At 62.3% G+C, this 23,087-nt stretch carries 26 protein-coding genes; 12 read left to right on the top strand and 14 right to left on the bottom strand.

The window, feature by feature from the left end; all coding sequences use genetic code 11:
* Positions 1-26 precede the first annotated feature (26 nt).
* Positions 27-638, bottom strand: coding sequence for a ribosome maturation factor RimM (gene rimM / locus ACZ5RT_RS03360; protein ID WP_422171924.1), 612 nt, complete (start codon positions 636-638; stop codon positions 27-29).
* Positions 639-654: 16 nt separating this feature from the next.
* Positions 655-906: a 30S ribosomal protein S16 gene (gene rpsP, locus ACZ5RT_RS03355; RefSeq protein ID WP_019430383.1), complete on the bottom strand. Its 252-nt coding sequence runs from the start codon at positions 904-906 to the stop codon at positions 655-657.
* A gap of 137 nt (positions 907-1,043) precedes the next feature.
* On the opposite strand from rpsP, the gene ACZ5RT_RS03350 reads away from it, so the two are divergent.
* Together ACZ5RT_RS03350 and ACZ5RT_RS03345 are read left to right on the top strand one after the other, a co-directional pair.
* On the top strand, positions 1,044-1,565 hold the full coding sequence (locus tag ACZ5RT_RS03350) for a GNAT family N-acetyltransferase (protein WP_291924263.1): 522 nt from the start codon (positions 1,044-1,046) through the stop codon (positions 1,563-1,565).
* 7 nt (positions 1,566-1,572) lie between these two features.
* A complete protein-coding gene (locus ACZ5RT_RS03345; protein ID WP_464453495.1) occupies positions 1,573-2,019 on the top strand; it encodes a hypothetical protein in 447 nt (148 codons plus the stop codon).
* Positions 2,020-2,099: 80 nt separating this feature from the next.
* Here ACZ5RT_RS03345 and ACZ5RT_RS03340 read toward each other — a convergent pair whose 3' ends face one another.
* The 8 genes from ACZ5RT_RS03340 to ACZ5RT_RS03305 form a co-directional block, all read right to left on the bottom strand.
* Positions 2,100-3,113 (bottom strand): anion permease, encoded by a 1,014-nt coding sequence (locus ACZ5RT_RS03340; protein ID WP_464453494.1) that lies wholly within the window; start codon positions 3,111-3,113, stop codon positions 2,100-2,102.
* Between the two features lie 21 nt (positions 3,114-3,134).
* Complete coding sequence (locus ACZ5RT_RS03335) at positions 3,135-3,782, bottom strand: DUF47 domain-containing protein (protein WP_464453493.1); 648 nt, start codon at positions 3,780-3,782, stop codon at positions 3,135-3,137.
* A gap of 96 nt (positions 3,783-3,878) precedes the next feature.
* A complete protein-coding gene (locus ACZ5RT_RS03330) occupies positions 3,879-4,241 on the bottom strand; it encodes a DMT family protein (protein ID WP_291924257.1) in 363 nt (120 codons plus the stop codon).
* The gene (folK, locus tag ACZ5RT_RS03325; RefSeq protein WP_464453492.1) at positions 4,238-4,729 is read right to left on the bottom strand and encodes a 2-amino-4-hydroxy-6-hydroxymethyldihydropteridine diphosphokinase; all 492 of its coding nucleotides are present in this window, start codon (positions 4,727-4,729) and stop codon (positions 4,238-4,240) included. Before folK ends, ACZ5RT_RS03330 begins: the two co-directional genes overlap by 4 nt.
* 23 nt (positions 4,730-4,752) lie before the next feature.
* Positions 4,753-6,324, bottom strand: a complete 1,572-nt coding sequence (gene pcnB / locus ACZ5RT_RS03320; RefSeq protein WP_291924253.1) for a polynucleotide adenylyltransferase PcnB — start codon at positions 6,322-6,324, stop codon at positions 4,753-4,755.
* Positions 6,321-6,989, bottom strand: a complete 669-nt coding sequence (locus ACZ5RT_RS03315; RefSeq protein WP_422171918.1) for a histidinol-phosphatase — start codon at positions 6,987-6,989, stop codon at positions 6,321-6,323. Before ACZ5RT_RS03315 ends, pcnB begins: the two co-directional genes overlap by 4 nt.
* Positions 6,986-7,672 (bottom strand): DnaA regulatory inactivator Hda, encoded by a 687-nt coding sequence (hda, locus tag ACZ5RT_RS03310; RefSeq protein ID WP_291926185.1) that lies wholly within the window; start codon positions 7,670-7,672, stop codon positions 6,986-6,988. The genes ACZ5RT_RS03315 and hda overlap by 4 nt, the downstream gene beginning before the upstream one ends.
* Positions 7,669-8,760: an AI-2E family transporter gene (locus ACZ5RT_RS03305; protein ID WP_422171915.1), complete on the bottom strand. Its 1,092-nt coding sequence runs from the start codon at positions 8,758-8,760 to the stop codon at positions 7,669-7,671. Before ACZ5RT_RS03305 ends, hda begins: the two co-directional genes overlap by 4 nt.
* Before the next feature lie 156 nt (positions 8,761-8,916).
* Here ACZ5RT_RS03305 and purM point away from each other — a divergent pair, with 156 nt between their 5' ends.
* Positions 8,917-9,948 carry a phosphoribosylformylglycinamidine cyclo-ligase gene (gene purM, locus ACZ5RT_RS03300; RefSeq protein WP_422171913.1) on the top strand — a complete coding sequence of 344 codons (1,032 nt, stop codon included), beginning with the start codon at positions 8,917-8,919 and terminating at the stop codon, positions 9,946-9,948.
* Between the two features lie 10 nt (positions 9,949-9,958).
* On the opposite strand, the gene ACZ5RT_RS03295 is transcribed toward purM, so the two are convergent.
* Both ACZ5RT_RS03295 and murJ read right to left on the bottom strand, forming a co-directional pair.
* On the bottom strand, positions 9,959-10,819 hold the full coding sequence (locus ACZ5RT_RS03295) for a SirB1 family protein (RefSeq protein ID WP_291926196.1): 861 nt from the start codon (positions 10,817-10,819) through the stop codon (positions 9,959-9,961).
* Between the two features lie 16 nt (positions 10,820-10,835).
* Positions 10,836-12,401, bottom strand: a complete 1,566-nt coding sequence (murJ, locus tag ACZ5RT_RS03290; protein ID WP_464453491.1) for a murein biosynthesis integral membrane protein MurJ — start codon at positions 12,399-12,401, stop codon at positions 10,836-10,838.
* Between the two features lie 155 nt (positions 12,402-12,556).
* Between murJ and rpsT the strand changes: the two genes are divergently transcribed.
* Complete coding sequence (gene rpsT / locus ACZ5RT_RS03285; RefSeq protein ID WP_108427421.1) at positions 12,557-12,859, top strand: 30S ribosomal protein S20; 303 nt, start codon at positions 12,557-12,559, stop codon at positions 12,857-12,859.
* Between the two features lie 295 nt (positions 12,860-13,154).
* Here rpsT and ACZ5RT_RS03280 read toward each other — a convergent pair whose 3' ends face one another.
* Entirely contained in the window at positions 13,155-13,475 is a 321-nt protein-coding gene (locus ACZ5RT_RS03280) for a DUF3579 domain-containing protein (RefSeq protein ID WP_108427422.1), read from the bottom strand.
* Between the two features lie 187 nt (positions 13,476-13,662).
* Here ACZ5RT_RS03280 and ACZ5RT_RS03275 point away from each other — a divergent pair, with 187 nt between their 5' ends.
* From ACZ5RT_RS03275 to ACZ5RT_RS03240, 8 genes are all read left to right on the top strand, one after another.
* The gene (locus tag ACZ5RT_RS03275; protein WP_464453490.1) at positions 13,663-14,865 is read left to right on the top strand and encodes an acetylornithine/succinylornithine family transaminase; all 1,203 of its coding nucleotides are present in this window, start codon (positions 13,663-13,665) and stop codon (positions 14,863-14,865) included.
* Positions 14,862-15,800 carry an ornithine carbamoyltransferase gene (gene argF, locus ACZ5RT_RS03270; RefSeq protein ID WP_464453489.1) on the top strand — a complete coding sequence of 313 codons (939 nt, stop codon included), beginning with the start codon at positions 14,862-14,864 and terminating at the stop codon, positions 15,798-15,800. Before ACZ5RT_RS03275 ends, argF begins: the two co-directional genes overlap by 4 nt.
* A 48-nt stretch (positions 15,801-15,848) precedes the next feature.
* Positions 15,849-16,157 carry a YkgJ family cysteine cluster protein gene (locus ACZ5RT_RS03265; RefSeq protein WP_291926162.1) on the top strand — a complete coding sequence of 103 codons (309 nt, stop codon included), beginning with the start codon at positions 15,849-15,851 and terminating at the stop codon, positions 16,155-16,157.
* A 68-nt stretch (positions 16,158-16,225) separates the two neighbouring features.
* A complete protein-coding gene (gene kynB / locus ACZ5RT_RS03260; protein WP_464453488.1) occupies positions 16,226-16,852 on the top strand; it encodes an arylformamidase in 627 nt (208 codons plus the stop codon).
* A 25-nt stretch (positions 16,853-16,877) separates the two neighbouring features.
* Positions 16,878-18,161 carry a kynureninase gene (kynU, locus tag ACZ5RT_RS03255; protein ID WP_464453487.1) on the top strand — a complete coding sequence of 428 codons (1,284 nt, stop codon included), beginning with the start codon at positions 16,878-16,880 and terminating at the stop codon, positions 18,159-18,161.
* A 10-nt stretch (positions 18,162-18,171) separates the two neighbouring features.
* Entirely contained in the window at positions 18,172-19,059 is an 888-nt protein-coding gene (kynA, locus tag ACZ5RT_RS03250; RefSeq protein ID WP_464453486.1) for a tryptophan 2,3-dioxygenase, read from the top strand.
* Between the two features lie 83 nt (positions 19,060-19,142).
* The gene (locus tag ACZ5RT_RS03245) at positions 19,143-19,610 is read left to right on the top strand and encodes a (2Fe-2S)-binding protein (protein ID WP_464453485.1); all 468 of its coding nucleotides are present in this window, start codon (positions 19,143-19,145) and stop codon (positions 19,608-19,610) included.
* Positions 19,607-21,886, top strand: a complete 2,280-nt coding sequence (locus tag ACZ5RT_RS03240) for a xanthine dehydrogenase family protein molybdopterin-binding subunit (protein ID WP_464453484.1) — start codon at positions 19,607-19,609, stop codon at positions 21,884-21,886. The genes ACZ5RT_RS03245 and ACZ5RT_RS03240 overlap by 4 nt, the downstream gene beginning before the upstream one ends.
* Here ACZ5RT_RS03240 and ACZ5RT_RS03235 read toward each other — a convergent pair.
* Entirely contained in the window at positions 21,859-23,076 is a 1,218-nt protein-coding gene (locus ACZ5RT_RS03235) for an FAD-dependent monooxygenase (protein ID WP_464453483.1), read from the bottom strand. The two genes, ACZ5RT_RS03240 and ACZ5RT_RS03235, sit on opposite strands and share 28 nt — an antisense overlap.
* Between the last annotated feature and the right edge of the window lie 11 nt (positions 23,077-23,087).

Here is a 23,087-nt window from a genome sequence, read left to right as displayed (position 1 = left end):
GGATGGCCCTCCACGGCCGGGGCGGCTCAGTAGTCGGGCTGCCAGTCGACCGTGATGCGCTTGGCGGGCAAGTCAACACCGTCGACGAATGCCGAAACAAACGGGATCATGCGCTCGACAGGTTTACCGCCCTCTGCCTCGGCAGGGGCCTCGATGACCAGCACGGTTTGCGGGCCGGTGGACATGAGGTCGCGCACCTGGCCCAGGTCCACACCTTCGCGGTTGACCACTTGCAGGCCAATCAGGTCCACCCAGTAGTACTCGCCGTCGGCAGCTGCTGGGAAGCTCGAGCGTGGCACAAAAATTCGGCCACCGCGCAAGGACTCAGCCGCATTGCGGTCGTCCATGCCTTGGGCACGCGCCACCACGGTGTCGGAGTGGTCTTTGACTTCGAGAATGTTGAGCAGCAAAGGTTCGCGCCAAACCTGCTGAGAAGAGGCTGCGGCCTCTTGGCCACGCTGGGGCTTCATGGGCCGATCGGGTGGCAGCAGAAACCAGCTTTTGGCAGAAAAAAGCGCCTCGGGCGAGGCGCTGTGGGGCAAGACCTTGAACCAGCCTTTGATGCCCCAGGCATCGGTGATGCGCCCGATTTCGATGGCGTCAGCCGGCAGTGCGGCTGTTTCCAAAGGTGGACGCATGACCCGTGCGGACCGATCAGGCGGCGGCTTTGCCGGCTTGACGGATCAGGCGTTCCACGGTGGGAGAAGCCTGGGCGCCCACGCTCTTCCAGTAAGTCAGACGGTCTTGGGCAATGCGCAGACCTTCTTCGCCGCCTTTGGCTGTGGGGTTGTAGAAACCGATGCGCTCGAGGAAGCGACCATCGCGACGCACGCGCTTGTCGGCGACGACGATGTTGAAGAAAGGACGTGCTTTAGAGCCGCCGCGGTTCAGACGAATAACAACCATGATTTATCCTTGGGTGGTTGGACTTCTTGGGAACAATTGCCCAGATGCCCGGTATCCTTCAGCGTTTGAGACACGCAACTGGCCACCCGGCCAGTGACACACTGAAAAGCCAACCATTATACAACGGGAGCCCTGCCTTGCCTCTGATCCGACCCAGCCGTGATGAAGACATCCCGGCCATCACCGCCATCTATCGCCACCACGTCCTGACCGGTACCGGCACTTTCGAGATCGATCCCCCCAGCGAAGCCGACATGGCCAGTCGCCGCGCCGATGTGCTGTCCAAGGGCTTGCCTTATCTGGTGGTCGAGGATGGGGGCCGCGTGATGGGGTTTGCCTATTGCAATTGGTTCAAGCCCCGCCCAGCTTACCGCTTTTCTGCCGAAGACTCGATTTACATGGCCTCAGACGCCCACCGCAAAGGGATGGGGCGGGCCCTGCTGGCCGAGTTGTGCACGCAGGCCGAACGCGCAGGCGTGCGCAAATTTCTGGCCGTCATTGGCGACTCGGCCAATGCGGGGTCCATCGGCGTTCACACCGCCTTGGGCTTCAGCCACGTCGGCGTGCTCAAGTCCTGCGGCTGGAAGTTTGACCGCTGGCTCGATGTCGTGATGATGGAAAAGCCTTTGGGCGCGGGCGACAGCAGCCCTCCGCAATAATCGCCCCATGAAAAACAAAACACTCGCGACCTGGCTGGCTTTCTGGACCGGCCCCTTGGGCCTGCACCGCTTTTATTTGTATGGATGGACGGACATGTTGGGCTGGCTGCTGCCGATTCCAACGGCTCTCGGCTTTTACGGCCTCGAGCGTGTTCAGCAATTCGGGCAAGACGACACCCTGAGCTGGATGCTGATCCCCCTGCTCGGCTTCACCCTGGCCGGCTGCGCCTTGAACGCCATCATTTACGGTTTGACACCGATCGAAAAATGGAACGCCAAGTTCAACCCCCTGGCCGATGCACTGACACCATCAGGCCGGACAAATTGGGGCACGATCATTGGCATCGCCACCGCCCTGCTGTTGGGCACCACCGTTTTGATGGCCAGTCTGGTTTTCAGTTTTCAGCGCTATTTTGAATACCAAATCGAAGCGGCTCGGCTGATCAGCCAATGAAAAATGCCGCCCGACTTGAACAGTCGGGCGGCATGCGTTGAGCCAAGTGATTGGACCGGACGCCTGAAGCAGGCAGGCCTTCAGTCAAAAATCTGAAAGCTGACCCAATAAGCCATGGCCGCCACGAACGCACTGGCGGGAATGGTCAGAATCCAAGCCCAAATGATGTTACCCGCCACGCCCCAGCGCACGGCGCTGGCCCGCTGGGTGGAGCCAACGCCCACAATGGCCCCGGTGATGGTATGGGTCGTAGACACTGGAATGCCCAATGTGGTGGCCAGGAACAAGGTCATCGCCCCCCCGGTTTCGGCGCAAAAGCCGCCCACCGGTTTGAGCTTGGTGATTTTCTGACCCATGGTCTTGACGATGCGCCAGCCACCAAACATGGTGCCCAGGCCAATCGCCAGGTAGCAACTGACGATGACCCAGCCCGGGGGCGCGGCATCGGCCGTGGTGGCGTAGCCTGTGGCGATCAACAGCAGCCAGATGATGCCGATCGTCTTTTGCGCATCGTTACCGCCGTGGCCCAGGCTGTAAGCCCCGGCCGACACCAGTTGCAGACGACGGAACCATTTGTCCACCTTGGAGGGCCGAGCTCGCCTGAAGACATGGGCCACAACAACCATCATCAGGGAGCCGAGCAGGAAGCCCAGCAAAGGCGACACAAAAATGAAGGCCACGGTTTTCAGGATACCGGCCGAAATCAGGGCACCTGCGCCAGCTTTCGCAATCACCGCCCCCACAATGCCGCCAATCAATGCGTGCGAGGAGCTGCTGGGAATGCCGTAGTACCAGGTGATGACGTTCCAGGTGATGGCGCCCACCAGCGCACCGAAGACCACATGCGTGTCCACAATGCCCGGCTGGACAATCCCTTTGCCCACGGTGGCCGCCACGCTCAAGTGGAAGACAAAAATGGCAATGAAGTTGAAAAAGGCGGCAAAGATGACCGCTTGCCCCGGCTTGAGCACCCCCGTCGAGACCACGGTAGCGATCGAGTTGGCGGCATCATGAAAGCCGTTCATGAAGTCAAAAATGAGCGCCAGGGCGACCAGCAAGATCACCACCCACAAGGCGGCTTGTACGGTTTCCATGTTCAGGATTCCCGGTTCGGATCAGGAGTTTTCGAGGACGATGCCCTCGATCTGGTTGGCCACGTCTTCACACTTGTCGGTGATCGTCTCCAGCAATTCGTAAATGGCCTTGAGCTTGATGATCTCGCGCACATCGGGTTCGTCACGGAACAGTTTGCTCATGGCACTGCGCATCACGCGGTCCGCATCGGACTCCAGGCGGTCGATTTCCTCGCAGGTCTTCAAAGCGGCTTCGGCCACCGAAGGCTCGCCAATCTTGGCCAGCAACTTGACCGCATCCTGCACACGCTCGCAGCACTTGACCGACAAATCGGTCAAGCGGGTGATTTCATCGGTCATGTGGCGCACGTCGTACAGCGCCATGGTCTCTGCCGAGTCCTGGATCAAGTCGGCCACATCGTCCATGAGGTTGATGAGGGCATGGATCTGCTCACGGTCGATCGGTGTGATGAAGGTGGTGTGGATCAGGCGGTTGACTTCCTGGGTCACGCGGTCGGCCGCGTGCTCGGCATTGTCCACATCGCGGTTGTATTTTTCCCGCAGGTGCGTGTCGCTGTAATTGGCCACCAGGTTGGAAAAGGCCCGCGCCGCCTCGACGATGCGCTCTGCGTGTTGGTTGAACAGTTCGAAGAAGTTGCCTTCTTTGGGCAGCAATTTGCCAAACAGCATGGGTGAGCTCCTGATAACGGAAAAGGGTCTAAGGTGACAATTTTGTGACAGCGGCGAGTTTAACCGCTCGATCTGAGCCGACTCCTTGCGAACCGCTCAGTGGCTTCGGAAAATGAAATAAACCGCACCCACCATGCACAAGGCGGCCCACAGGTAGTCCAGCTTGAAGGGTTCCTTGAGGTAGAAGATCGCAAAAGGCACAAAAACACTCAAAGTGATGACTTCTTGCATGATCTTCAACTGCCCCACGCTGAACTGCGTGTAACCAATGCGGTTGGCCGGCACCTGGAACATGTATTCCAACAAGGCAATCCCCCAGCTCGCCAAGGCCGCGGCATACCAAGGGGCCGTGGCCATGTGGCGCAGGTGGCCGTACCAAGCAAAAGTCATGAACACATTGCTGGCCAGCAAAAGTACGATGGTCTGCAAGGACACAGGCCACTGGGTGAAAAACGTCATGGCAACTCCTGGTCCATTGGTGGCAAGCGCTCAATGGCTTGATCTGCCACGCGCACCAAGTCTTGCGGACTGACGCGCTGCGGCCACACATCGGCCAAGGGGTAGAGCACAAAAGCCCGCTCGCGCCAGCGCGGGTGCGGCAAGTTCAGGCGGGGGCTGTGCATCTGGGCGTCGCCATAAAACAGGAGGTCCAGGTCCAGGCTTCGCGGCGCATTCACATAGGGGCGCAAGCGGCCCGCCTGGTTTTCGATGGCCTGCAAAGCGTCGAGCAAATCGGGCGCAGTCAGGCGGGTGTCGATGCGGGCCACCGCGTTGATGAAGTCCGGCCCTTGGGCTTCATGGGGTGCCGTGCGGTACAGCGCAGAGCGGCCTGTGACTTGCGTGCCGGAGATCGAAGCCAGCGCCTGCAGGGCTTGCAGGACGGCGGCCCGCGCCTGACCCAAATTGGCGCCCAGCGCCACGTAGGCGGTCACGGGGTCGCGCAACATCAAGCCACCGTCACTCCACGGCCTCACTCGGCGCTGGCAACATCGCCCGCCGAGTCACCCCCAGCGCCGGGCTTGCGGCGGCGACGGCGGCGCTTTTTGGGGGCACCCTCGTCTGCGCCATCGGCCTCTGTGGCTGCGTGTGTGGCTGGACGGCTTGGGGCCTGCGCAGACACCTCAGCGCCTTCAGGACGAGGGGCCCGGCGCACACGGGGCTTGGCCGATTGCAAAGCCTGTTGCTCGGCCTTGGCCGCTTGCACCAGGTCTTCGCGCTCCGAATCGCTGGCCATGCTGAACTCTTGCCACCAGTCGGCCAGGCGCACATCCACCTCTTCGATGTCGGCACGCAAACGCAGAAAGTCGAAACCGGCACGAAAGCGCGGTTGCTCGACCAGGCCGAACGGCGTGCTGCCCACCCGCTTTTCAAAGCGCGGCTGCATCATCCAGATCTCGCGCATGTCAGCGGCCAGCTTGCCTCGGCCGGACACATCGCCAATGCGGGCATCAAACACCTCGTCGATCGCATCCTGCAAAGCGGGATGCGGGTGCTCCCTGCGCGCCAGGCGTTTGGCCCAGCCCTCGCGGACATCGGCCCACAACACACAGGCCAGCAAGAAGCTCGGGGCGACCGGCTTGCCTTCGCCCACGCGGCGGTCGGTATCGGCCAAGGCCACCTGCACAAAGGGGCTGTCTGCACGCTCCACCACCACATCCAGCAAGGGGTAAATGCCGGTGGCCAAGCCCAAATGTTTCAGCTGCGCGATCGACGCCAGCGCATGCCCGGTTTGCAGCAGTTTGAGCATCTCGTCAAACAAACGGCTTTGCGGCACATCGGCCAACAAGGCGGCCGACGGGGTGAGGGGTTTGGCGGTTTTGGCTTCCAACTTAAAGCCCAAGGGGCTGAGCTTGGCCGCAAATCGGACGGCACGGATGATGCGCACCGGGTCTTCGCGGTAACGGGCCACCGGGTCGCCGATCATGCGCAGCACCCGCTTTTTCGCGTCCTGGATGCCGCCGTGGTAGTCCACCACGATTTGCGACTCGGGGTCGTAATACATGGCATTCACGGTGAAATCGCGGCGCGTGGCGTCTTCGTCCTGCGGGCCCCAGACGTTGTCGCGCAGCACACGGCCCGACGAATCCACCGCATGCTTCATGCCAGCCAGTTCGCTCTTGCTGGTGCGCTCGTTGCCCTTGACCTGCTCGGCTGCCGCGTTGTCCAGGTGTGCACGGAAGGTGGACACCTCGATCACCTCGTTGTCACGCCCCCGGCCGTAGACCACATGCACAATGCGAAAGCGCCGACCGATGATGAAGGCGCGCCGAAACAGGCCTTTGACCTGCTCGGGCGTGGCGTCGGTAGCCACGTCGAAGTCTTTGGGACGCAGGCCCAGCAGCAGGTCACGCACCGCACCGCCCACGATGTAGGCCTCAAAACCGGCTTGTTGCAAGGTGCGCGTCACATGGATGGCGCGTTCGTCCACCAGATTCGGGTCGATGCCGTGCACCGATGCAGGCACTTCGGTGCGGCGGCCAAAATGGGGTTTGTTGCCTTTGGGCGTCTTGCCCATCAGCTTGTCGATGAATTGTTTGATCATTCTTGAAAGAGTTCGAGGATGCGCCAGCCACGCTCTGTGGCCAGCTGACGCAACCGAGCGTCAGGGTTCGTTGCCACCGGATGGTGGGCTTTTTCCAGAAGCGGCAGGTCGTTCATGGAGTCGGAGTAGAAAGTCATCTCCACATCCCCCCAGTCCAGGCCTTTTTGGCCCAGCCACTGCGCGACGCGTGTGACTTTGCCCTCGCGAAAGGACGGTGTGCCCCGGATCTCGCCCGTGATCCAGCCACTGGCATCGCGTTCCAGCTCCACCGCGATCAGCTCGCTGACCCCGAAAGCCTGGGCAATCGGGCGGGTCACAAATTCGTTGGTGGCGGTCACGATCATCACCGTGTCGCCCGCATGCTGGTGCGATCGTACCAGCGCCAGCGCCTCGGGCGTGATGCGCGGGCGGATCACTTCGTCCATGTAGCGGGCATGAGCGTGCGCAGCCTCGGTCGCACCGCGCTCGCGGGCGGCGCGGGTGGCAAACCGCACGTAATCGTGGATGTCGAGCGTGCCCGCCTGGTAGTGGGCATAAAACTCGTCATTGCGTTGGCTGAACACCGCCGGGTCGGTCCAGCCCAGTTCGGTGGTGAACACGCCCCAGGTGTGGTCGGAGTCCAGCGGCAGCAAGGTGTGGTCCAGGTCAAACAGCGCGAGTTTCATTCATTCTCCAGCATCGCACGGACCAGCGGAATGGTCAGGGCGCGTTGCGTTTGCAAAGCGTAGTGGTCCAGGTGGTCCAGCAGCTGCATCAAGCTGCCCAAATCGCGCGAAAACCGCTTGAGCATGTAGGACATGACTTCATCGCTCAGGAACAGACCACGGGCATCGGCCTCTTGGCGCAAAACGGCGCGGCGCTCGGGTTCATGCAGCACCTGCAAGGCATGGACATGGCCCCAACCCAGGCGCGTGCGCAGGTCGTCGCGCAGCTTCAAATCGGCGGGTGGCAATGCGCCTGCGGCCAACACCCAGCGGGGCGTGCCGCTGCGGGGTGTCAGGGCATTCACAAACCAGTTGAAAGCGGTGTGCTGTTGCTCGGCGTTGAACTGGTGTACATCGTCCATCAAGACAGCCGCCCAGGCGTCGTTGAACTCGGGCGGGTGCATGGTGTGGGCATCCAGCCAGCCCACCTGAGCACCCTGCTCCCTCAAAGCGTGGTGCACCGCATGCAACAAATGCGTCTTGCCCGAGCCGCTCTCACCCCACAGGTAAGTGGGCACAGGCGAGCGGCTGACCGAAGCGGTCCACAGTCGCAAATGGCTCACCGCCGCGTCGTTGGGGCCTGCAAAGAAGTTGTCCAGCGTGGGGCTTGATGCCAGCCCGATGTCCAGTGCCAGCTGCTTCATGCCTGCTCGGGTCCTTGCTCGGCAGCACCCGAACCGCTTTTTTGGTACAGATCGCTTTGAAGGTATTGGTGGCGCAAACGGCGCAGGCCCACCAACAAAACCGCGCTGGCGGGCAAGGCCATCAACACCCCCACAAAACCCAACACCTGACCAAACGCCATCAAGGCCAAAATGACGGCCAGCGGGTGCAAACCGATGCGCTCGCCCACCAGTCGGGGGGTGAGCACAAAACTCTCGAGCAGTTGTCCCAGGCCATACACCACCGCCACCATGACCACGGCCTGCGCCGAAGCAAACTGCAACAAGCCCGCCAACAGCGCCAGCACCAGCCCCAAACCAAAACCCAGATAAGGGACAAACACGGCCAGGCCGGTGAACACGCCGATCGGCAAAGCCAGATCGAGGCCAAACAGCTTCAGCCCTGCGGCATAAAACACCGCCAATGCCAGCATCACCAGCAACTGACCTCTCAAATATTCGCCCAGCACCTGGTCGCAGTCCTGCATGAAACCGTCAAAACGCTCACGCCAGGCCGGGGGGACCAACTCGACCACACTGTTGACCAGCCGCGTCCAGTCGTAGAGCATGTAAAACAAGGCCACCGGCACCAGCACCGCGTAACCCAGCACGGCCAGGGCCACACTGCCGCCCAGCTTGATCGAAGACATCAGCGGCGCCCACCAATCCTCTCGGTTGGCACTCAGGTACGACACCAGTTGGGTTTTCAGGTCGCGCAGGTCCAGCGACACGTTCAGGCCCAGCTGGGCCAACAGGGGGTTGATGGCATCCCCCAATTTGTCCAGCAAGACAGGCAATTGCTGCTGGAGCAGTGGCCACTCTCGCACCAGAATTGGCACCAACAACAACAAAATGCCCAACAAAGCCAGGATGGCCAAGAACTCAACGAACACCACGGCCAAGGCCCGTGGCAATCGCCCTGCAGCCAAGCCCTCCAAACGAAGCACCAGAGGGTGCAGCACATAGGCCATGACCGCAGCGATCACAAAGGGGGCCAACACGGGTGCCAGCAGCCAGAACACCAGCACCGCGACCAAGGCCACACCCAACCAGGCAGCCAAGCGGGTCATCAAAAATGGAAGGGGTGCGTGCATTCGGTCTCGTGTTTTGCGGGGGACAGTCCCAAGCGATCAGGGCTAACCCTTAAAATAAGCCTTGATTTTAGTCTGCCAGCCCGTTTATTGGCCCCCCGTTCCCCATTTACATGCCCCATTCGGGCCAAAACCATGAGCCAAACACCCCTCTCCTACAAAGACGCCGGCGTGGACATCGTTGCCGGTGACGCGCTGGTCGAGCGCATCAAGCCCCTGGCCAAGAAAACCATGCGCGAAGGCGTGCTGGCCGGCATCGGCGGTTTTGGCGCCCTGTTTGAAGTGCCCAAGCGCTACAAGGAGCCCGTGCTGGTGAGCGGCACCGACGGCGTGGGCACCAAGCTCAAGCTGGCTTTTGAGTGGAACATGCACGACACCGTGGGCATCGACCTGGTGGCCATGAGCGTGAACGACGTGCTGGTGCAAGGCGCCGAGCCCCTGTTCTTCCTGGATTACTTTGCCTGCGGCAAGCTGGATGTGGACACCGCCGCCGCCGTGGTGGGCGGCATTGCCAAGGGCTGCGAATTGTCGGGCTGCGCTCTGATCGGCGGCGAAACCGCCGAGATGCCCGGCATGTACCCGGCAGGCGAATACGACCTGGCCGGTTTTGCCGTCGGCGCGGTCGAAAAATCCAAAATCCTCACGGGCCAAAACGTTCAAGCGGGTGACGTGGTGCTGGGCCTGGCGTCCAGCGGCGTGCACTCCAACGGCTTCAGTCTGGTGCGCAAGTGCATTGAGCGCGCTGGGAGCAACGCCCCGGCCACGCTGGACGGCAAGCCCTTCAAGCAAGCCCTGATGGAGCCCACCCGCCTGTATGTGAAGAACGTGCTGGCCGCACTGGCCGCCCACCCGATCAAAGCCTTGGCCCACATCACAGGCGGCGGCCTGCTCGAAAACATCCCCCGCGTGCTGCCCGAAGGCCTGGCCGCCCATCTGCAAAAAGGCAGCTGGCCCCAGACCGAACTCTTCGCCTGGCTGCAAAAAACAGCGGGCATCGACGACATCGAGATGAACCGCACCTTCAATAACGGCATTGGCATGGTGGTGGTCGTGGGTGCTGACACCGCCGAAAGCTGCGCTGCCACTTTGCGCGCTGCGGGTGAACAGGTCTACACGATTGGCCGCATCGCTGCGCAAGGCCAAGGGGCTCAGGTGGTCGTGGCCTGAAGCCACGTCATCAAGTGCCCGAGAGCTCGTCGATGCGGTGCCTCAGCGCCGCCTGATCGGGCGCTTGGGGTTCGGCCTGCAAATAAACCTGCAGGTCCTGCAAAGCCTCTGTGTTGCGCCCCAACTCGGCCAAGACCAGTCCCCGGTCTCGCCTCTCGGCCCAGGCTTCAGGCAAGAGCACGATGAGCCGGTCCAGCACGCTCAGCATGCGAGGCCAATCTTCTTGCGACCGGAAAACCTCTTTCAGGTTGCGCAACATGCGGGCCAACAAATCGCGCGGCGGGCAGGGTTGTAAATAAAGTCCCAGAGGCGTTTCGCCCTCGTCCAGATCCGCGCCGGTTGTGGGCCCCATGTCTTCGCGGTAAGGCCCCAGCCTTTCCGACAAGTTGTCGATGCCCAACGAGTCGCCGGTCAAAGGGTCCAGCACCACCAAACCGCCCTGCAGCGTGATTTTGACCAGAAAATGGCCTGGAAAGGAGACGCCCTGTGCCTGCAAGCCCAGCCCCTGGGCCAACTCCAGCCACAGCACGGCCAGCGAAATCGGCAAGCCACGCCGGGTGCGCAGCACCTCGTGCAAATAGCTGTTTTCGGGCGCGTAGTAATCGTTGGCGTTCACGCCAAAACCCATTTCCTTGTAGAAAACCTGGGTCAAGATGGCCAGGCGCGTCAGGTCGTCCGCATCTGCCGGCAAGCGGCCCTTGATCCGTTTGAGCAAGCGCGCCACATCGTCCAGCACCTGCTGCACATCCAGCGTGGGCTCTTCGTCCTGCGCAAGGCTGGCCGCTGCCTCGAGTACAGGAAAATCCGTGTCACTTTGCACCAGACTGGCGAAATAGCTCAGCGGCGTTGGGACTGAAAAATTCAAAGACATGTTCATCCGTCAAGCATCAGCGTTTGAGGAAGGCCTTGAGACGCAAACCTGTGGCCCACAAGACGCCAAAATAAAGGAGGGCCGAGCACAGCAAGGTCGCGAGCATCCAGCCGATACGCCACCAGGCCTCTTGACGCATGGCCACCCAGGGCAAATGGTTCGCGGCGAACCACAGCAAACCTGTCAACAAGGCCGTGGCCAGCAGCACCTGCGCAGCAAAGCGCCACCAGCCGGGCTGCGGCTTGTAACTGCCCCGGCGCAACAAGCCCAGCAGCAACCACAAGGCATTAACGAGAGCGCCCAAACCGATGGACAGGGCCAGCCCGGCGTGGGCCAAATGAGGCACCAGCAGCAGGTTGAAAATTTGGGTGAGCACCAGCACCGCCACCGCGATGCGCACCGGGGTGCGGATGTCCTGGCTGGCGTAGTAACCCGGGGCCAGCACCTTGATCGCGACCAAACCCAGCAAGCCCACACCGTAGCCGGTCAGGGCCAAAGTGGTTTGCTGCACGTCGCGGTCGGTGAAGGCCCCGTAGTGGTAGAGCACCGACACCAGGGGCTGCGAAAACACCAACAAAGCCGCTGCACAAGGCAACGCCAGCAACAACACCAGGCGCAAACCCCAGTCAAGCATGGCGGCGTAACGCTCGCTGTCGCCTGTGGCTTTGGCCGCTGCCAACTGCGGCATCAGCACCACGCCCAGTGCCACGCCCAAAATGGCCGTCGGGAACTCCATCAAACGGTCGGCATAGGTCAGCCAGCTGACGCTGCCCGGGGCCAGGTGCGAGGCAATTTGCGTGTTGATCAACAAGGAAATCTGCGCCACACCCACGCCCAGCAAGGCCGGCCCCATGAGACGCAAAATGTTCAGCGTGGCCGGGTTGGTCCAGGCCTTTTTGACGGCGGTAGGCCTCAAGCCCAAGCGGGGCAGCAAGCCCAGACGATGCAATGCTGGAATCTGCACCACCAGCTGTAAAAAGCCCCCCAGCATCACCCCCACGGGCAAAGCGTAAATGGCCTCCACGCCTTGCTTGGCGAGCCAAGGCGACAACAGCCAGGCCGCTGCGATCACGCTCACATTGAGCAGCACGGGTGTGGCCGCAGGCAAGGCAAAACGCTTCCAGGTGTTCAAGATACCGGCTGACAAGGCCACCATGGACATGAAGGCGATGTAGGGGAACATCCAGCGCGTCATGTTCACAGCCGCGCCGTAACCCCGGGCGTCTTGCTGCAAGCCACTGGCCAGCGCCCAGACCAGCCAGGGTGATGCCAAGACCCCCAACACCGACAAAGCCAGCACCGACCAGGCCAAGGCCGTGGCCACGCTGTCGATCACTTCCTGGGTGGCTTCTTCCCCATGCTGGGCACGGCTGGCCGCCAGCACCGGTACAAAAGCCTGGCTGAAGGCCCCCTCGGCAAACAACCGCCGAAACAAATTGGGAATGCGAAAGGCCACATTGAAAGCGTCGGTCAAGGCACTGGCCCCGAACATGGAGGCGATGAGCAACTCGCGCACCAAACCCGTGACCCGGGAGGCGAGGGTAAAAATCGACACGACAGAGGCAGATCTGAGAAGGCTCACAGTGGGCGAGTGTAGCGGTCCGCTGGATGGCCCAAGGAGGAGTCATACCCCGCCCCAGTGATGTCCGCCTGTTGTCCCCGGCTGAGCCCGTCAACGGCTCTGCTAGAATGTTGGGTTCGCTGGACATCATCCTCAGACACTGAAAGAACTTATATATGGCATCCGCTAAACCCAAAAAGAAGAACCCCCGTCTTGCCTCCGGCCGCAAACGCGTCCGCCAGGACATCAAAATCAACGCCGCGAACTCTTCGCTGCGTTCCAAATACCGCACTGCTGTGAAGAACGTCGAGAAAGCCGTTGCAGCAGGCGACAAGACCAAAGCCACCGAGTTGTTTGCCAAAATGCAAACCGTGGTGGACACCATTGCCGACAAGGGCATCTTCCACAAGAACAAGGCTGCTCGTGACAAGAGCCGCCTGAGCGCCAAAGTCAAGTCTTTGGCTCTCGCCGCAGCCTGATCCGCTCCACCAGATCAACAGCCCGGCGAGGCTTTGTCCTCGCTGCCGTTTGAAACGGGTGCGCTGTCCGCGAAAACTGAACCGCCCAGGTGCAAACCTTGGCGGTTTTTTCATGCTTTTCCCGGCATGACGGAAGCTGAGTTGGAGCTGTCGCCGGACTCCTCATGACTCGCTTCGCTCGTAAAAATCGTCATCCGACGACAGCCCCAACTCAGCGGGTTTCATCTGGGCATCCACACCATCAACAAATCAGGACACATGAAAAAACCGCCCGAAGGCGGTTGGTCGTGTGGTTTTATTTTTTCGGGGGTGGGTCGGGCAGCAAGCAAGCTTCGACCACCTGCAAGCCATTGTCTCGGGCGAAGTTCATCACAAAGTCCCAGGCCATCACGTCGTGGTCGCGCAGGTCGCGGTGTACGACGACACACTTGACATGGCCCATGGTGGTCGGAATGCACCAAGGCGAATAACTCAAGTGGCTGCCCGGAACAGCGCCGCCCGGACGGAACTGGCTCATCACGCCTGCCAAGCGCTCAGCCCAGTCGCTGGGTCTGAAGGTCTTTCCGTCCTCGGTGATTCCCTGGATGAAGACTTCTTTGGCAGTGTTGGAGACCATCGGATAGAGGGGGTGAAGTGGACACCAAAAGCACCGGGATCGCCAGTGCTTTCGTTAGACAAGTATTGTATCTTATATAAGACTTTAGCCTTGTGACAAAAGCCGTTGAACCGTCACGCAAAGCCTCTAAAATATTCGCTCAACGGCCCTCCACCATTGGGCCGATTTTTATTTCAGGAGTTCACGCATGACCGCTCACATTGAAGCCGCCTCACCGCACACCATGAACACCTATGGCCGACTGCCAATCGCACTCAGCCATGGTCAGGGTTGCCGAGTCTGGGACGTCAATGGCAAGCAGTACCTGGATGCTTTGGCCGGTATCGCCGTGAACACCCTGGGTCACAACCACCCCGATCTGGTGCCTGCCTTGCAAGACCAGGTCAGCAAAATGATCCACAGCTGCAACTACTTCCATGTACCCAACTCGGAAGTGCTGGCGGCCAAGCTGGTCGAACTGTCAGGCATGACGAACGTGTTCTTCTGCTGCACAGGTCTGGAAGCCAACGAAGCCGCCATCAAGCTGGCGCGCAAATACGGCCACGACAAGGGCATCGACAAACCCGAAATCGTGGTTTACGAAAAAGCCTTTCACGGTCGCAGCATCGCCACCCTGAGCGCCACCGCCAACGAAAAACTGAAAAAAGGCTTTGGTCCCATGTTGGAGGGCTTTGTGCGCGTGCCGGTCAACGACATCGAGGCCCTGAAAAAAGCCACCGAAGGCAACCCGAATGTGGTGGCGGTGTTCATGGAAACCATTCAGGGCGAAGGCGGCGTCAACCCGATGCGTATCGAGTACCTGAAGCAAGTACGCGCCCTGTGCGACCAAAAAGACTGGCTGATGATGATCGACGAGGTGCAGTGCGGCATGGGCCGTACCGGCAAATGGTTCGCCCACCAGTGGGCAGGCATCGTGCCCGACGTGATGCCGCTGGCCAAGGGCCTGGGCTCGGGTGTGCCGATTGGCGCGGTGGTGGCCGGCCCCAAGGCCGCCCACATCTTCCAGCCCGGCAACCACGGCACCACTTTTGGCGGCAACCCGCTGGCCATGCGTGCGGGGGTCGAAACCATCCGCATCATGGAAAAAGACGGCCTGATGGCCAACGCGGCCAAAGTCGGTGCGCATTTGCGCGGTGGGCTGGAGAAGGCTCTGGCTGGCGTGCAAGGCGTGAAAGAAGTGCGTGGCCAAGGCCTGATGCTGGGCATTGAACTCGATCGCCCCTGCGGCCCGATCTGGAGCCGCGCGGCAGAAGCCGGCCTGCTGCTGAGCGTGACGGCCGACAGCGTGATCCGCCTGGTGCCGCCGCTCATCATGACCGAGGCCGAAGCCGACGAAGTGGTGGCGATTCTGGCGCCCCTGATCAAGACCTTTTTGGCGGAGCCAGTATGAGCCAGACCCCACCCGTGCCTGTGCGGCACTACCTGCAGTTCACCGACCTCACGGCCGACGAGTACGCACACCTGTTTGCACGCGCCGCCGAGATCAAGCGCAAGTTCAAGGCCTACGAAAAGTACCACCCGCTGGCTGACCGCACGCTGGCCATGATTTTTGAAAAAGCCAGCACCCGCACGCGTGTGAGCTTTGAAGCGGGCATGTACCAGCTGGGCGGCTCGGTGGTGCACCTGACCACGGGCGACAGCCAGCTGGGCCGCTCCGAGCCCATCGAAGACAGCGCCCGCGTGATCAGCCGCATGACCGATCTGGTGATGATCCGCACCTTCGGGCAGGACAAGATCGAGCGCTTTGCCTCGCACTCGCGCGTGCCTGTCATTAACGGCCTGACCAACGAGTTCCACCCCTGCCAGATCCTGGCCGACATCTTCACCTACATCGAGCACCGCGGCTCGATTCAAGGCAAAGTGGTGGCCTGGGTGGGCGACGGCAACAACATGGCCAACACCTGGCTGCAAGCAGCCGAATTGCTGGGTTTCACGGTGCACCTGAGCACACCCAGCGGTTACGAAGTGGACCAGGCTGTGGCCGGTTTGCGCAGTGCCGACAGCTACAAAATCTTCAAAGACCCCGAAGATGCCTGCCGGGGCGCTGACCTGGTCACCACCGACGTGTGGACCAGCATGGGCTTTGAGGCTGAAAACGAGGCCCGCAAGAAAGCCTTTGCCGAGTGGTGCGTGGACGAAGCCATGATGCAAGTCGCCAAGCCCGACGCCCTGTTCATGCACTGCCTGCCCGCCCACCGTGGCGAAGAAGTCAGCGCCGAAGTCATCGATGGCCCGCAATCGGTGGTCTGGGACGAAGCCGAAAACCGCATGCATGTGCAAAAAGCACTCATGGAGTTTTTGCTGTTGGGTCGCGTGAACGCCTGATCTGTCACCCCGGACTTGATCCGGGGTCCATCCCCCGCTTTTCACCCTATGTCCCACTGCACCACCTGCGGCGCTTGCTGTGTGAGTTTTCGGGTGGACTTTTCCGTGTACGAATACGAAGAAGGTGGCGGCCATGTGCCTGCAGGCTTGGCCTCGCCCATCACCGAGCACACCTGCCGCATGCGCGGCACCGACCACAGCCCGCCGCGCTGCGCGGCGCTCTATGGCAAAACCGGCGAAAAAGCCATTTGCGGCATTTACGAATGGCGGCCATCGCCCTGCCGTGAATTTGAAGAAGGCAGCCCGGCCTGCGAACAAGCGCGCCGCCGCCATGGCCTGCCTGCGCTGAACGTCTGAAGTCTTTTTCACGGGTGTTGGAAATAACCGACACCACGGTTTTTTGTGGGGTGCTACCTTCGCACACCATGAAAAAACTTTGGGACATTTCTCCACCTGTGGATGCGCAAAGCCCGGTCTTTCCGGGCGACACGCCCTACACCCAGCAATGGGCTGCCACGCTCTCTGAGTGCTGTCCCGTCAACGTGAGCGCCATCACGCTGTCGCCGCATGTGGGCGCACATGCCGATGCCCCGCTGCATTACGACCCGCAAGGCGTGGCCGTAGGCTCTTTGGACCTGCTGCCCTTTCTGGGCCGCTGCCGCGTCATCCACGCGCTGGACGCTGGCCGTTTGATCACCATGGACCACCTGCAGCACGCCCTGAACGACGTGCCCGAGCGGCTGCTGGTGCGTACCTACCGCCAGTTTCCGCACCAACACTTCGACACCCAGCTCACCGCCTTTGACCCCGCCTGCGTGCAGCACCTGGCCGACCTGGGCGTGCGGCTGATCGGCACCGACAGCGCCAGCATCGACCCGGCCGACAGCAAACAGCTGCCCAGCCACCAAGCCATCCGCCAGCGCGGCCTGCGCGTGCTGGAAAACCTGCTGCTCGACGACGTGCCCGAAGGCGATTACGAGCTGATCGCCCTGCCCCTGAAACTCATAAGCGCCGACGCCAGCCCCGTGCGGGCGGTCTTGCGCGAACTTTGAACAATGCTTGAAAGACCCAAACATGATGAACCTCACCCCCACCCTGCAAGACTGCGAACTGCTGGACCAACAAGACCCCTTGCGCAGCCTGCGCGAGCAATTCGACTTGCCCCCCGGCGTGATTTACCTGGACGGCAACTCGCTGGGCGTGCTACCCAAAACCGCCCCAGCCCGCGTGGCCCATGCCGTGACGCACGAATGGGGCACCGACCTGATCAAAAGCTGGAACACTGCGGGCTGGTTCACCCTACCCCAGCGCGTGGGCGACAAGATTGCCCGGGTTATCGGTGCCCAGCCGGGTGAAGTGATCGCGGCGGACAGCACCTCGATCAACCTCTTCAAAGTGCTGGCCGCCGCGCTGCACATCGCCAAAGCCGACCACCCCCACAAAACCAAAATCGTCAGCGAGCGCAGCAACTTCCCGACTGACCTGTACATTGCAGAAGCCTTGTGCAAAGAGCGCGGTTACACCCTGCAACGGGTCGAAGCCGATGAGATCGCGGCTGCGCTGCAAGCCGATGTGGCCGTGCTCATGCTCACCCATGTGAACTACCGCACGGGCGCCATGCACAACATGCAGGCCGTAACCGCACAAGCCCACGCTAAAGGCATCCTCACCGTGTGGGACCTGGCGCACAGCGCGGGCGCGGTGCCCGTTGACCTGAACGGCTCAGGTGCCGACTTTGCCGTGGGCTGCGGCTACAAATACTTGAACGGCGGCCCCGGTGCGCCTGCATTTGTGTGGGTGCACCCCCAGCACACCGATCGCTTTTGGCAGCCACTGGCCGGCTGGTGGGGTCATGCCGCGCCCTTTGCCTTCACGCCGGATTACCAACCTGCCGCAGGCATCACCCGCTACCAATGCGGCACCCAACCCATCTTGAGCCTCACAGCACTCGACTGCGGCCTGGACGCCTTTTTGGCCGCCGAGGCGCTGGGCGGCATGACCGCGTTGCGCCAAAAGTCGCTGGCGCTCACGGGCTTGTTCATGCAACTGGTGCGCACGCGCCTGCACGGCCACGGCTTTGGCATCGCCACCCCAGCACAAGAAGCCCTGCGCGGCTCGCAAGTGAGCCTGACCCGGGCCGAAGGCGCTTACGCCATTGTGCAAGCCCTGATCGCGCGCGGCGTGATCGGCGACTTCAGGGCGGGCGATGGTGGCCAGCACCCGGACATCCTGCGCTTTGGCTTTACCCCGCTCTATGTCGGCTATGCCGACGTGTGGCACGCCGCAGAACACCTGCACCAGGTCATGCAGAGTGGCGAATGGCAAGACGCCCGCTTTGCGCAAAAGAACGCCGTCACCTGAAAGGCCTGTCATGAGTTCCTGCCCTTTCTCATCCACCGCCCACACAGCCAGCGCCAACACAGCGCAAGGCGAGCGCATCGTGCAAGAAGAACACGCCCAGCTCGACTTTGATGGCCGCATGAGCTACGGCGACTACCTGCAGCTCGACGCCATCCTGAACGCACAAAAGCCGCTCTCGCCCGACCACAACGAGATGCTGTTCATCGTGCAGCACCAAACGAGCGAGTTGTGGATGAAGCTGATGCTGCACGAGCTTCAGTCCGCCATGGCGGACATCGCGCAAGACCAGTTGCCCGACGCCTTCAAAAAACTCGCCCGCGTCAGCCGCATCATGGAGCAGCTGGTACACGCTTGGGACGTGCTGGCCACCATGACCCCGCCCGAGTACAGCGCCATCCGCCCGTATCTTGCACAGTCGAGTGGTTTCCAGAGCTGGCAGTACCGATGCATCGAGTTTGCGATGGGCAACAAGAACGCGGTCATGCTGCAGCCCCACGCGCACCGGCCCGACCTGTCGGCCACCGTACAGGCCGCCTACGAAGCACCCTCGCTGTACGACGAATGCCTGCGGCTTTTGCAGCGCCGAGGTCTGGATGTGCCGGACACCCACACCCAGCGAGACTGGCGACAGCCCTACCCGGCCAGCGAGGCGATCGAGAACGCCTGGCTGGTGGTCTACCGCAACCCGCAGCAGCACTGGGACCTGTACCAGCTGGGCGAAGAGTTGACCGATCTGGAAGACGCCTTCCGCCTGTGGCGCTTCCGCCATGTGACCACCGTGGAGCGCGTGATCGGCTTCAAGCGCGGCACGGGCGGCACGGGCGGCGTGAGCTATTTGCGCAAGATGCTGGACACTGTGCTCTTTCCGGAAATCTGGACGCTGCGCACGCAGCTGTGACCCAGCCCCCTCACGATCAAGCTGCGGTCAACAGGTGCATTCATTTGCACTAACATGCCCGCTTGCACCAACGGGGAGAGCACATGCAACTGAACATCAACGGCCAAAGCCAAACCGTCACCACCGACCCCAGCACGCCCCTGCTGTGGGTGCTGCGCGATGAACTGAATCTCACGGGCACCAAATTCGGTTGCGGCATCGCCGCTTGCGGAGCCTGCACGGTGCATGTGGACGGCCAGCCCGTGCGCTCTTGCGTCATGCCTGTGTCTGCTGTGGCCAATCAACCCATCAAAACCATCGAATCCTTGGGCTCGGCAGAAAAGCCCCACCCCTTGCAAAGCGCGTGGATCGCCGAGCAGGTGCCGCAATGCGGTTACTGCCAAAGCGGCATGCTGATGGCTGCAACCGCCTTGCTCGACAAAAACCCACAGCCCAGCGATGCCGACATTGACGCGGCCATGACCAACCTGTGCCGCTGCGGCACTTACCAGCGTGTGCGGGCGGCCATCCACCGGGCTGCGGCTGAACTGAAGAAAGGTGGTGCCGCATGAAACGCCGCACCTGGATTTTGAGCGCCCTGGGCGCTACCGGCGCACTGGTGGTGGGTTGGGGCGCGATGCCCGCCCGCTCGCGCCTGGGCTCGCCCGAATTGATGCTGCCCACACAAGGCGATGTGGCCCTGAACGGCTGGATCAAGATCGCCGCCGATGGTGCCGTGGTGCTGGCCATGCCGCGCAGCGAGATGGGCCAAGGCGTGCACACCGCGCTGGCCATGCTGGTGGCCGAAGAACTCGATGTGCCCCTGAACCGCGTGCGCCTGGAACAAGCCGGAGCCGACAGCATTTACGGCAACGTGGCGATGCTGGTGGCCAGCCTGCCCTTTCACCCGCTGGACAGCGAAGGCGAGCACAAGCCCACCAAGATCAAACTGGCCGAGTGGATGGTGGGCAAGATCGCCCGCGAGCTGGGCATCAACGCCACGGGCGGCTCGTCTTCGGTGGCCGACCTGTGGGAGCCGCTGCGCATGGCCGCCGCCACCGCACGCGCCAGCCTGGTGCAGGCCGCTGCTGCCGCGTGGAAGGTGCCCGCCAGCGAGATCACCGTGCGCGATGGCGTGATGCAACATACCTCGGGCCAAAAGGCACATTACGGCCAAATGGGTGCAGCCGCTGCGGGCAGCACACCGCCGAACATCGCCCCCAAAACCCGCGAGGACTGGAAGTTGATCGGCCAAAGTGCCGCGCGCAGCGACATCCCCGCCAAAGTCACAGGCCAAGCGCAGTTCGGCATGGACGTGCGCTTGCCCGGCCTGCTGTTTGCGGCCGTGCGCATGAACCCCGTGCTGGGTGGCGCAGCCGCCCCCATGGACACCCAAGCCGCGCTGGCCTTGCCGGGTGTGAGCCAGGTGGTGGCGCTGGACGCCTGGGGTGGCGGAACGGGTGGCTTTGCGGTGGTCGCTACAAACACCTGGCAAGCGCGCCAAGGCGCACAAGCGGTGAAGGTGCAGTGGCCTACACCGGGGGCTTCATCGGGCCATCAAGCCTTGGACACCACCCGCATCCAGGCTGACCTGCTCAAGGCCCTGAACACCGAAAGCGGCTTCACCTTCCACGAGCAAGGCCTGCCACTCAAGGCCGAGCAAACGGCGGCCAGCCGCATCGACGCGCTGTACCAAGCGCCCTACCTGGCCCACGCCACCATGGAGCCGATGAACTGTACCGCGCGGGTGAAAGACGGCAAAGTCGAAGTTTGGGTGCCCACGCAGGTGCCACAAATGGCGCGGGCCATGGCCGCCAAAGTGGCCGGGGTCAAAGAAGACCAGGTCACCGTGCATGTGACGCTGTTGGGCGGCGGTTTTGGCCGCAGGCTGGAGGTCGACTTTGTCGGGCAAGCCGTGCAAGTGGCCATGGCCTGCAAGGGCGCGCCCGTGCAACTGGTCTGGTCGCGCGAAGAAGACATGACCCACGACTTTTACCGCCCCATGCACCTGGCCAAATTCCAGGCGTCCATCGACGCGCAAGGCGAAGTCAGCAGTTTGCGCATCAAGTCGGCGGGCGACGCCATCACCCCGCGCTGGATGGCACGCGCCGCACCGCACCTGTCGGGCCCCATCGACATGCCCGACAAAACCACATCAGAGGGTCTGTTCGATCTGCCCTACGGCTTTTTGAACCAGCACATGAGCCATGTGGCCACGAAGTCGGGCGTGCCCGTGGGTTTTTGGCGCTCGGTGGGCCATTCGCACAACGCCTTCTTCTCGGAAAGCTTCATCGACGAACTGGCCGTGGCCACGAAACAAGACCCGCTGGCCTTTCGCCTGAAGCTGTTGAAAGACGCGCCGCGTTATGCGGCGGTGCTGCAGCTGGCAGCCACCCAAGCAGGCTGGGGCAAGCCTTTGCCCGCAGGCCGCGCGCAAGGCATCGCGCTGCACAAGTCTTTTGGCTCTATCGTGGCGCAAGTGGCGGAGGTCTCGGTCGAGCAAGGCCAGATCCGCGTGCACCGCGTGGTGTGCGCCATCGACTGCGGCACCGTGGTCAACCCGGACACCGTGGCCCAGCAAATGCAAAGCAGCGTGGTCTATGCGCTGAGCGCCGCACTGTACGGGCAAATCGACATCGTGGGCGGCGTGGTGCAGCAAGGCAATTTTCCGAGCTACCCCATGGTCACGCTCAGCCAGGCACCAACGGTGGAAACCCACATCGTGCCCAGCACCCGCCACCCGGCGGGCGTGGGCGAACCGGCCGTGCCGCCGCTGGCCCCAGCGGTGGGCAATGCGCTGTTTGCCCTCACTGGCAAGCGTCAAAGGGCATTGCCGTTGAAGCCATGAACCTCTGATCCGCCTGCGTAAAGCCAAGGCACATCCATCACCCGCTCACCCATGAGCCGCATCGACAGGTTGCGCCCCAGCGCGACAGCGCCCTGGGCGTGGAAGATGCGGCCGTTGCGAATCGCCCGGGCCTGCACGCGAGCATTGCGCGCCCAGCGTTGCTCGGCATAAGCCTGCAGTTGCTCGGGCACCATCGCGTTGCCCACACTCAGGCACTGCGCCAAAGCCTGCGCGTCTTCAATGGCCATGCCCGCGCCCTGTGCCAAATAAGGCCGCATGGGGTGCGCCGCATCACCCAGCAAGGCCACGCGGCCTTGGGCCATCTGGCTGGCAGCACTCACTGGCGAGCGGTCGTGCAGCGCCCATTGCCGCCAAGCGGGCACCGATGCCAACCGCTCGTGCAAATCACGGCCCACCGCGCCCATGGCCTGCATCAGCGCCTGGGTGTGCCCGGCCTGGTCCCAGTCTTGAGCTTGGTCGGGTTTGACGCCGTGCACGATGGCCACCAGATTGAGCCACTGCCCGCTGCGCACCGGGTAATGCACCACATGCAGGCGCGGCCCCATCCACACGGTGACCTGGTCGCTGCGCAAGTGCGCAGGCCAATCGGCCTGCGCCACCAGCGCCCGGTAAGCCAGGTGCCCGGTAAAGCGCGCCGGGGCATCGCCCAGCAGTTGCTGGCGCACCGCGCTCCACATACCGTCGGCCCCGATCAGGGCGCTGGCCTGCAGGCTCAGGCCTTCTGCCGTGTTCACTTGCAAAGCCGCTTCGGTTTCGTACCAGCCTTGCACGGTCTGTCCCAAATGCAATGCCACGCCTGCATCCTGCACCGCCCGCTGCAGCAGGCCCTGCAAATCCGCCCGGTGGATGGTGGCGTAAGGCGCGCCATACAGCGCTTGCGCCCTTTCCCCTAGGCGCAGCGTGCCCAGCACTTGCCCGGTTTGGGCGTCGCGCGCTTGCAGCTGCTTGGGGAAAGCCGCCACCTGCGCCAGCGCCGCACCCAGACCCCAGGCCTGCAAGATGCGCGTCACATTCGGCCCAAGTTGGATGCCCGCGCCCACCTCGCTGAGCTGGGTGGCTCGCTCCAGCAATTGCACTGGCACCCTTTGCCTCGCACAGGCCAGGGCCGCCGCCAGCCCGCCGATACCGCCGCCTGCGATCACCACCGGATTGCGCTCATTTCTTGTCATAGGTCAATTGT

It is taken from the genome of Limnohabitans sp. TEGF003 (genome assembly GCF_055395455.1).
The sequence above is the reverse complement of the archived record's forward strand: the minus strand, read 5'-3'. Positions and strand labels throughout refer to the sequence as shown.

Bases quoted from the DNA above. Each gene is read 5' to 3' on its own strand.
- rimM (WP_422171924.1), bottom strand. From the start codon at position 638: ATGCGTCCACCTTTGGAAACAGCCGCACTGCCGGCTGACGCCATCGAA.
- rpsP (WP_019430383.1), bottom strand. From the start codon at position 906: ATGGTTGTTATTCGTCTGAACCGCGGCGGCTCTAAAGCACGTCCTTTC.
- ACZ5RT_RS03345 (WP_464453495.1), top strand. From the start codon at position 1,573: ATGAAAAACAAAACACTCGCGACCTGGCTGGCTTTCTGGACCGGCCCC.
- ACZ5RT_RS03340 (WP_464453494.1), bottom strand. From the start codon at position 3,113: ATGGAAACCGTACAAGCCGCCTTGTGGGTGGTGATCTTGCTGGTCGCC.
- ACZ5RT_RS03335 (WP_464453493.1), bottom strand. From the start codon at position 3,782: ATGCTGTTTGGCAAATTGCTGCCCAAAGAAGGCAACTTCTTCGAACTG.
- ACZ5RT_RS03330 (WP_291924257.1), bottom strand. From the start codon at position 4,241: ATGACGTTTTTCACCCAGTGGCCTGTGTCCTTGCAGACCATCGTACTT.
- folK (WP_464453492.1), bottom strand. From the start codon at position 4,729: ATGTTGCGCGACCCCGTGACCGCCTACGTGGCGCTGGGCGCCAATTTG.
- pcnB (WP_291924253.1), bottom strand. From the start codon at position 6,324: ATGATCAAACAATTCATCGACAAGCTGATGGGCAAGACGCCCAAAGGC.
- ACZ5RT_RS03315 (WP_422171918.1), bottom strand. From the start codon at position 6,989: ATGAAACTCGCGCTGTTTGACCTGGACCACACCTTGCTGCCGCTGGAC.
- hda (WP_291926185.1), bottom strand. From the start codon at position 7,672: ATGAAGCAGCTGGCACTGGACATCGGGCTGGCATCAAGCCCCACGCTG.
- ACZ5RT_RS03305 (WP_422171915.1), bottom strand. From the start codon at position 8,760: ATGACCCGCTTGGCTGCCTGGTTGGGTGTGGCCTTGGTCGCGGTGCTG.
- purM (WP_422171913.1), top strand. From the start codon at position 8,917: ATGAGCCAAACACCCCTCTCCTACAAAGACGCCGGCGTGGACATCGTT.
- ACZ5RT_RS03295 (WP_291926196.1), bottom strand. From the start codon at position 10,819: ATGTCTTTGAATTTTTCAGTCCCAACGCCGCTGAGCTATTTCGCCAGT.
- rpsT (WP_108427421.1), top strand. From the start codon at position 12,557: ATGGCATCCGCTAAACCCAAAAAGAAGAACCCCCGTCTTGCCTCCGGC.
- ACZ5RT_RS03280 (WP_108427422.1), bottom strand. From the start codon at position 13,475: ATGGTCTCCAACACTGCCAAAGAAGTCTTCATCCAGGGAATCACCGAG.
- ACZ5RT_RS03275 (WP_464453490.1), top strand. From the start codon at position 13,663: ATGACCGCTCACATTGAAGCCGCCTCACCGCACACCATGAACACCTAT.
- argF (WP_464453489.1), top strand. From the start codon at position 14,862: ATGAGCCAGACCCCACCCGTGCCTGTGCGGCACTACCTGCAGTTCACC.
- ACZ5RT_RS03265 (WP_291926162.1), top strand. From the start codon at position 15,849: ATGTCCCACTGCACCACCTGCGGCGCTTGCTGTGTGAGTTTTCGGGTG.
- kynB (WP_464453488.1), top strand. From the start codon at position 16,226: ATGAAAAAACTTTGGGACATTTCTCCACCTGTGGATGCGCAAAGCCCG.
- kynU (WP_464453487.1), top strand. From the start codon at position 16,878: ATGAACCTCACCCCCACCCTGCAAGACTGCGAACTGCTGGACCAACAA.
- kynA (WP_464453486.1), top strand. From the start codon at position 18,172: ATGAGTTCCTGCCCTTTCTCATCCACCGCCCACACAGCCAGCGCCAAC.
- ACZ5RT_RS03245 (WP_464453485.1), top strand. From the start codon at position 19,143: ATGCAACTGAACATCAACGGCCAAAGCCAAACCGTCACCACCGACCCC.
- ACZ5RT_RS03240 (WP_464453484.1), top strand. From the start codon at position 19,607: ATGAAACGCCGCACCTGGATTTTGAGCGCCCTGGGCGCTACCGGCGCA.
- ACZ5RT_RS03235 (WP_464453483.1), bottom strand. From the start codon at position 23,076: ATGACAAGAAATGAGCGCAATCCGGTGGTGATCGCAGGCGGCGGTATC.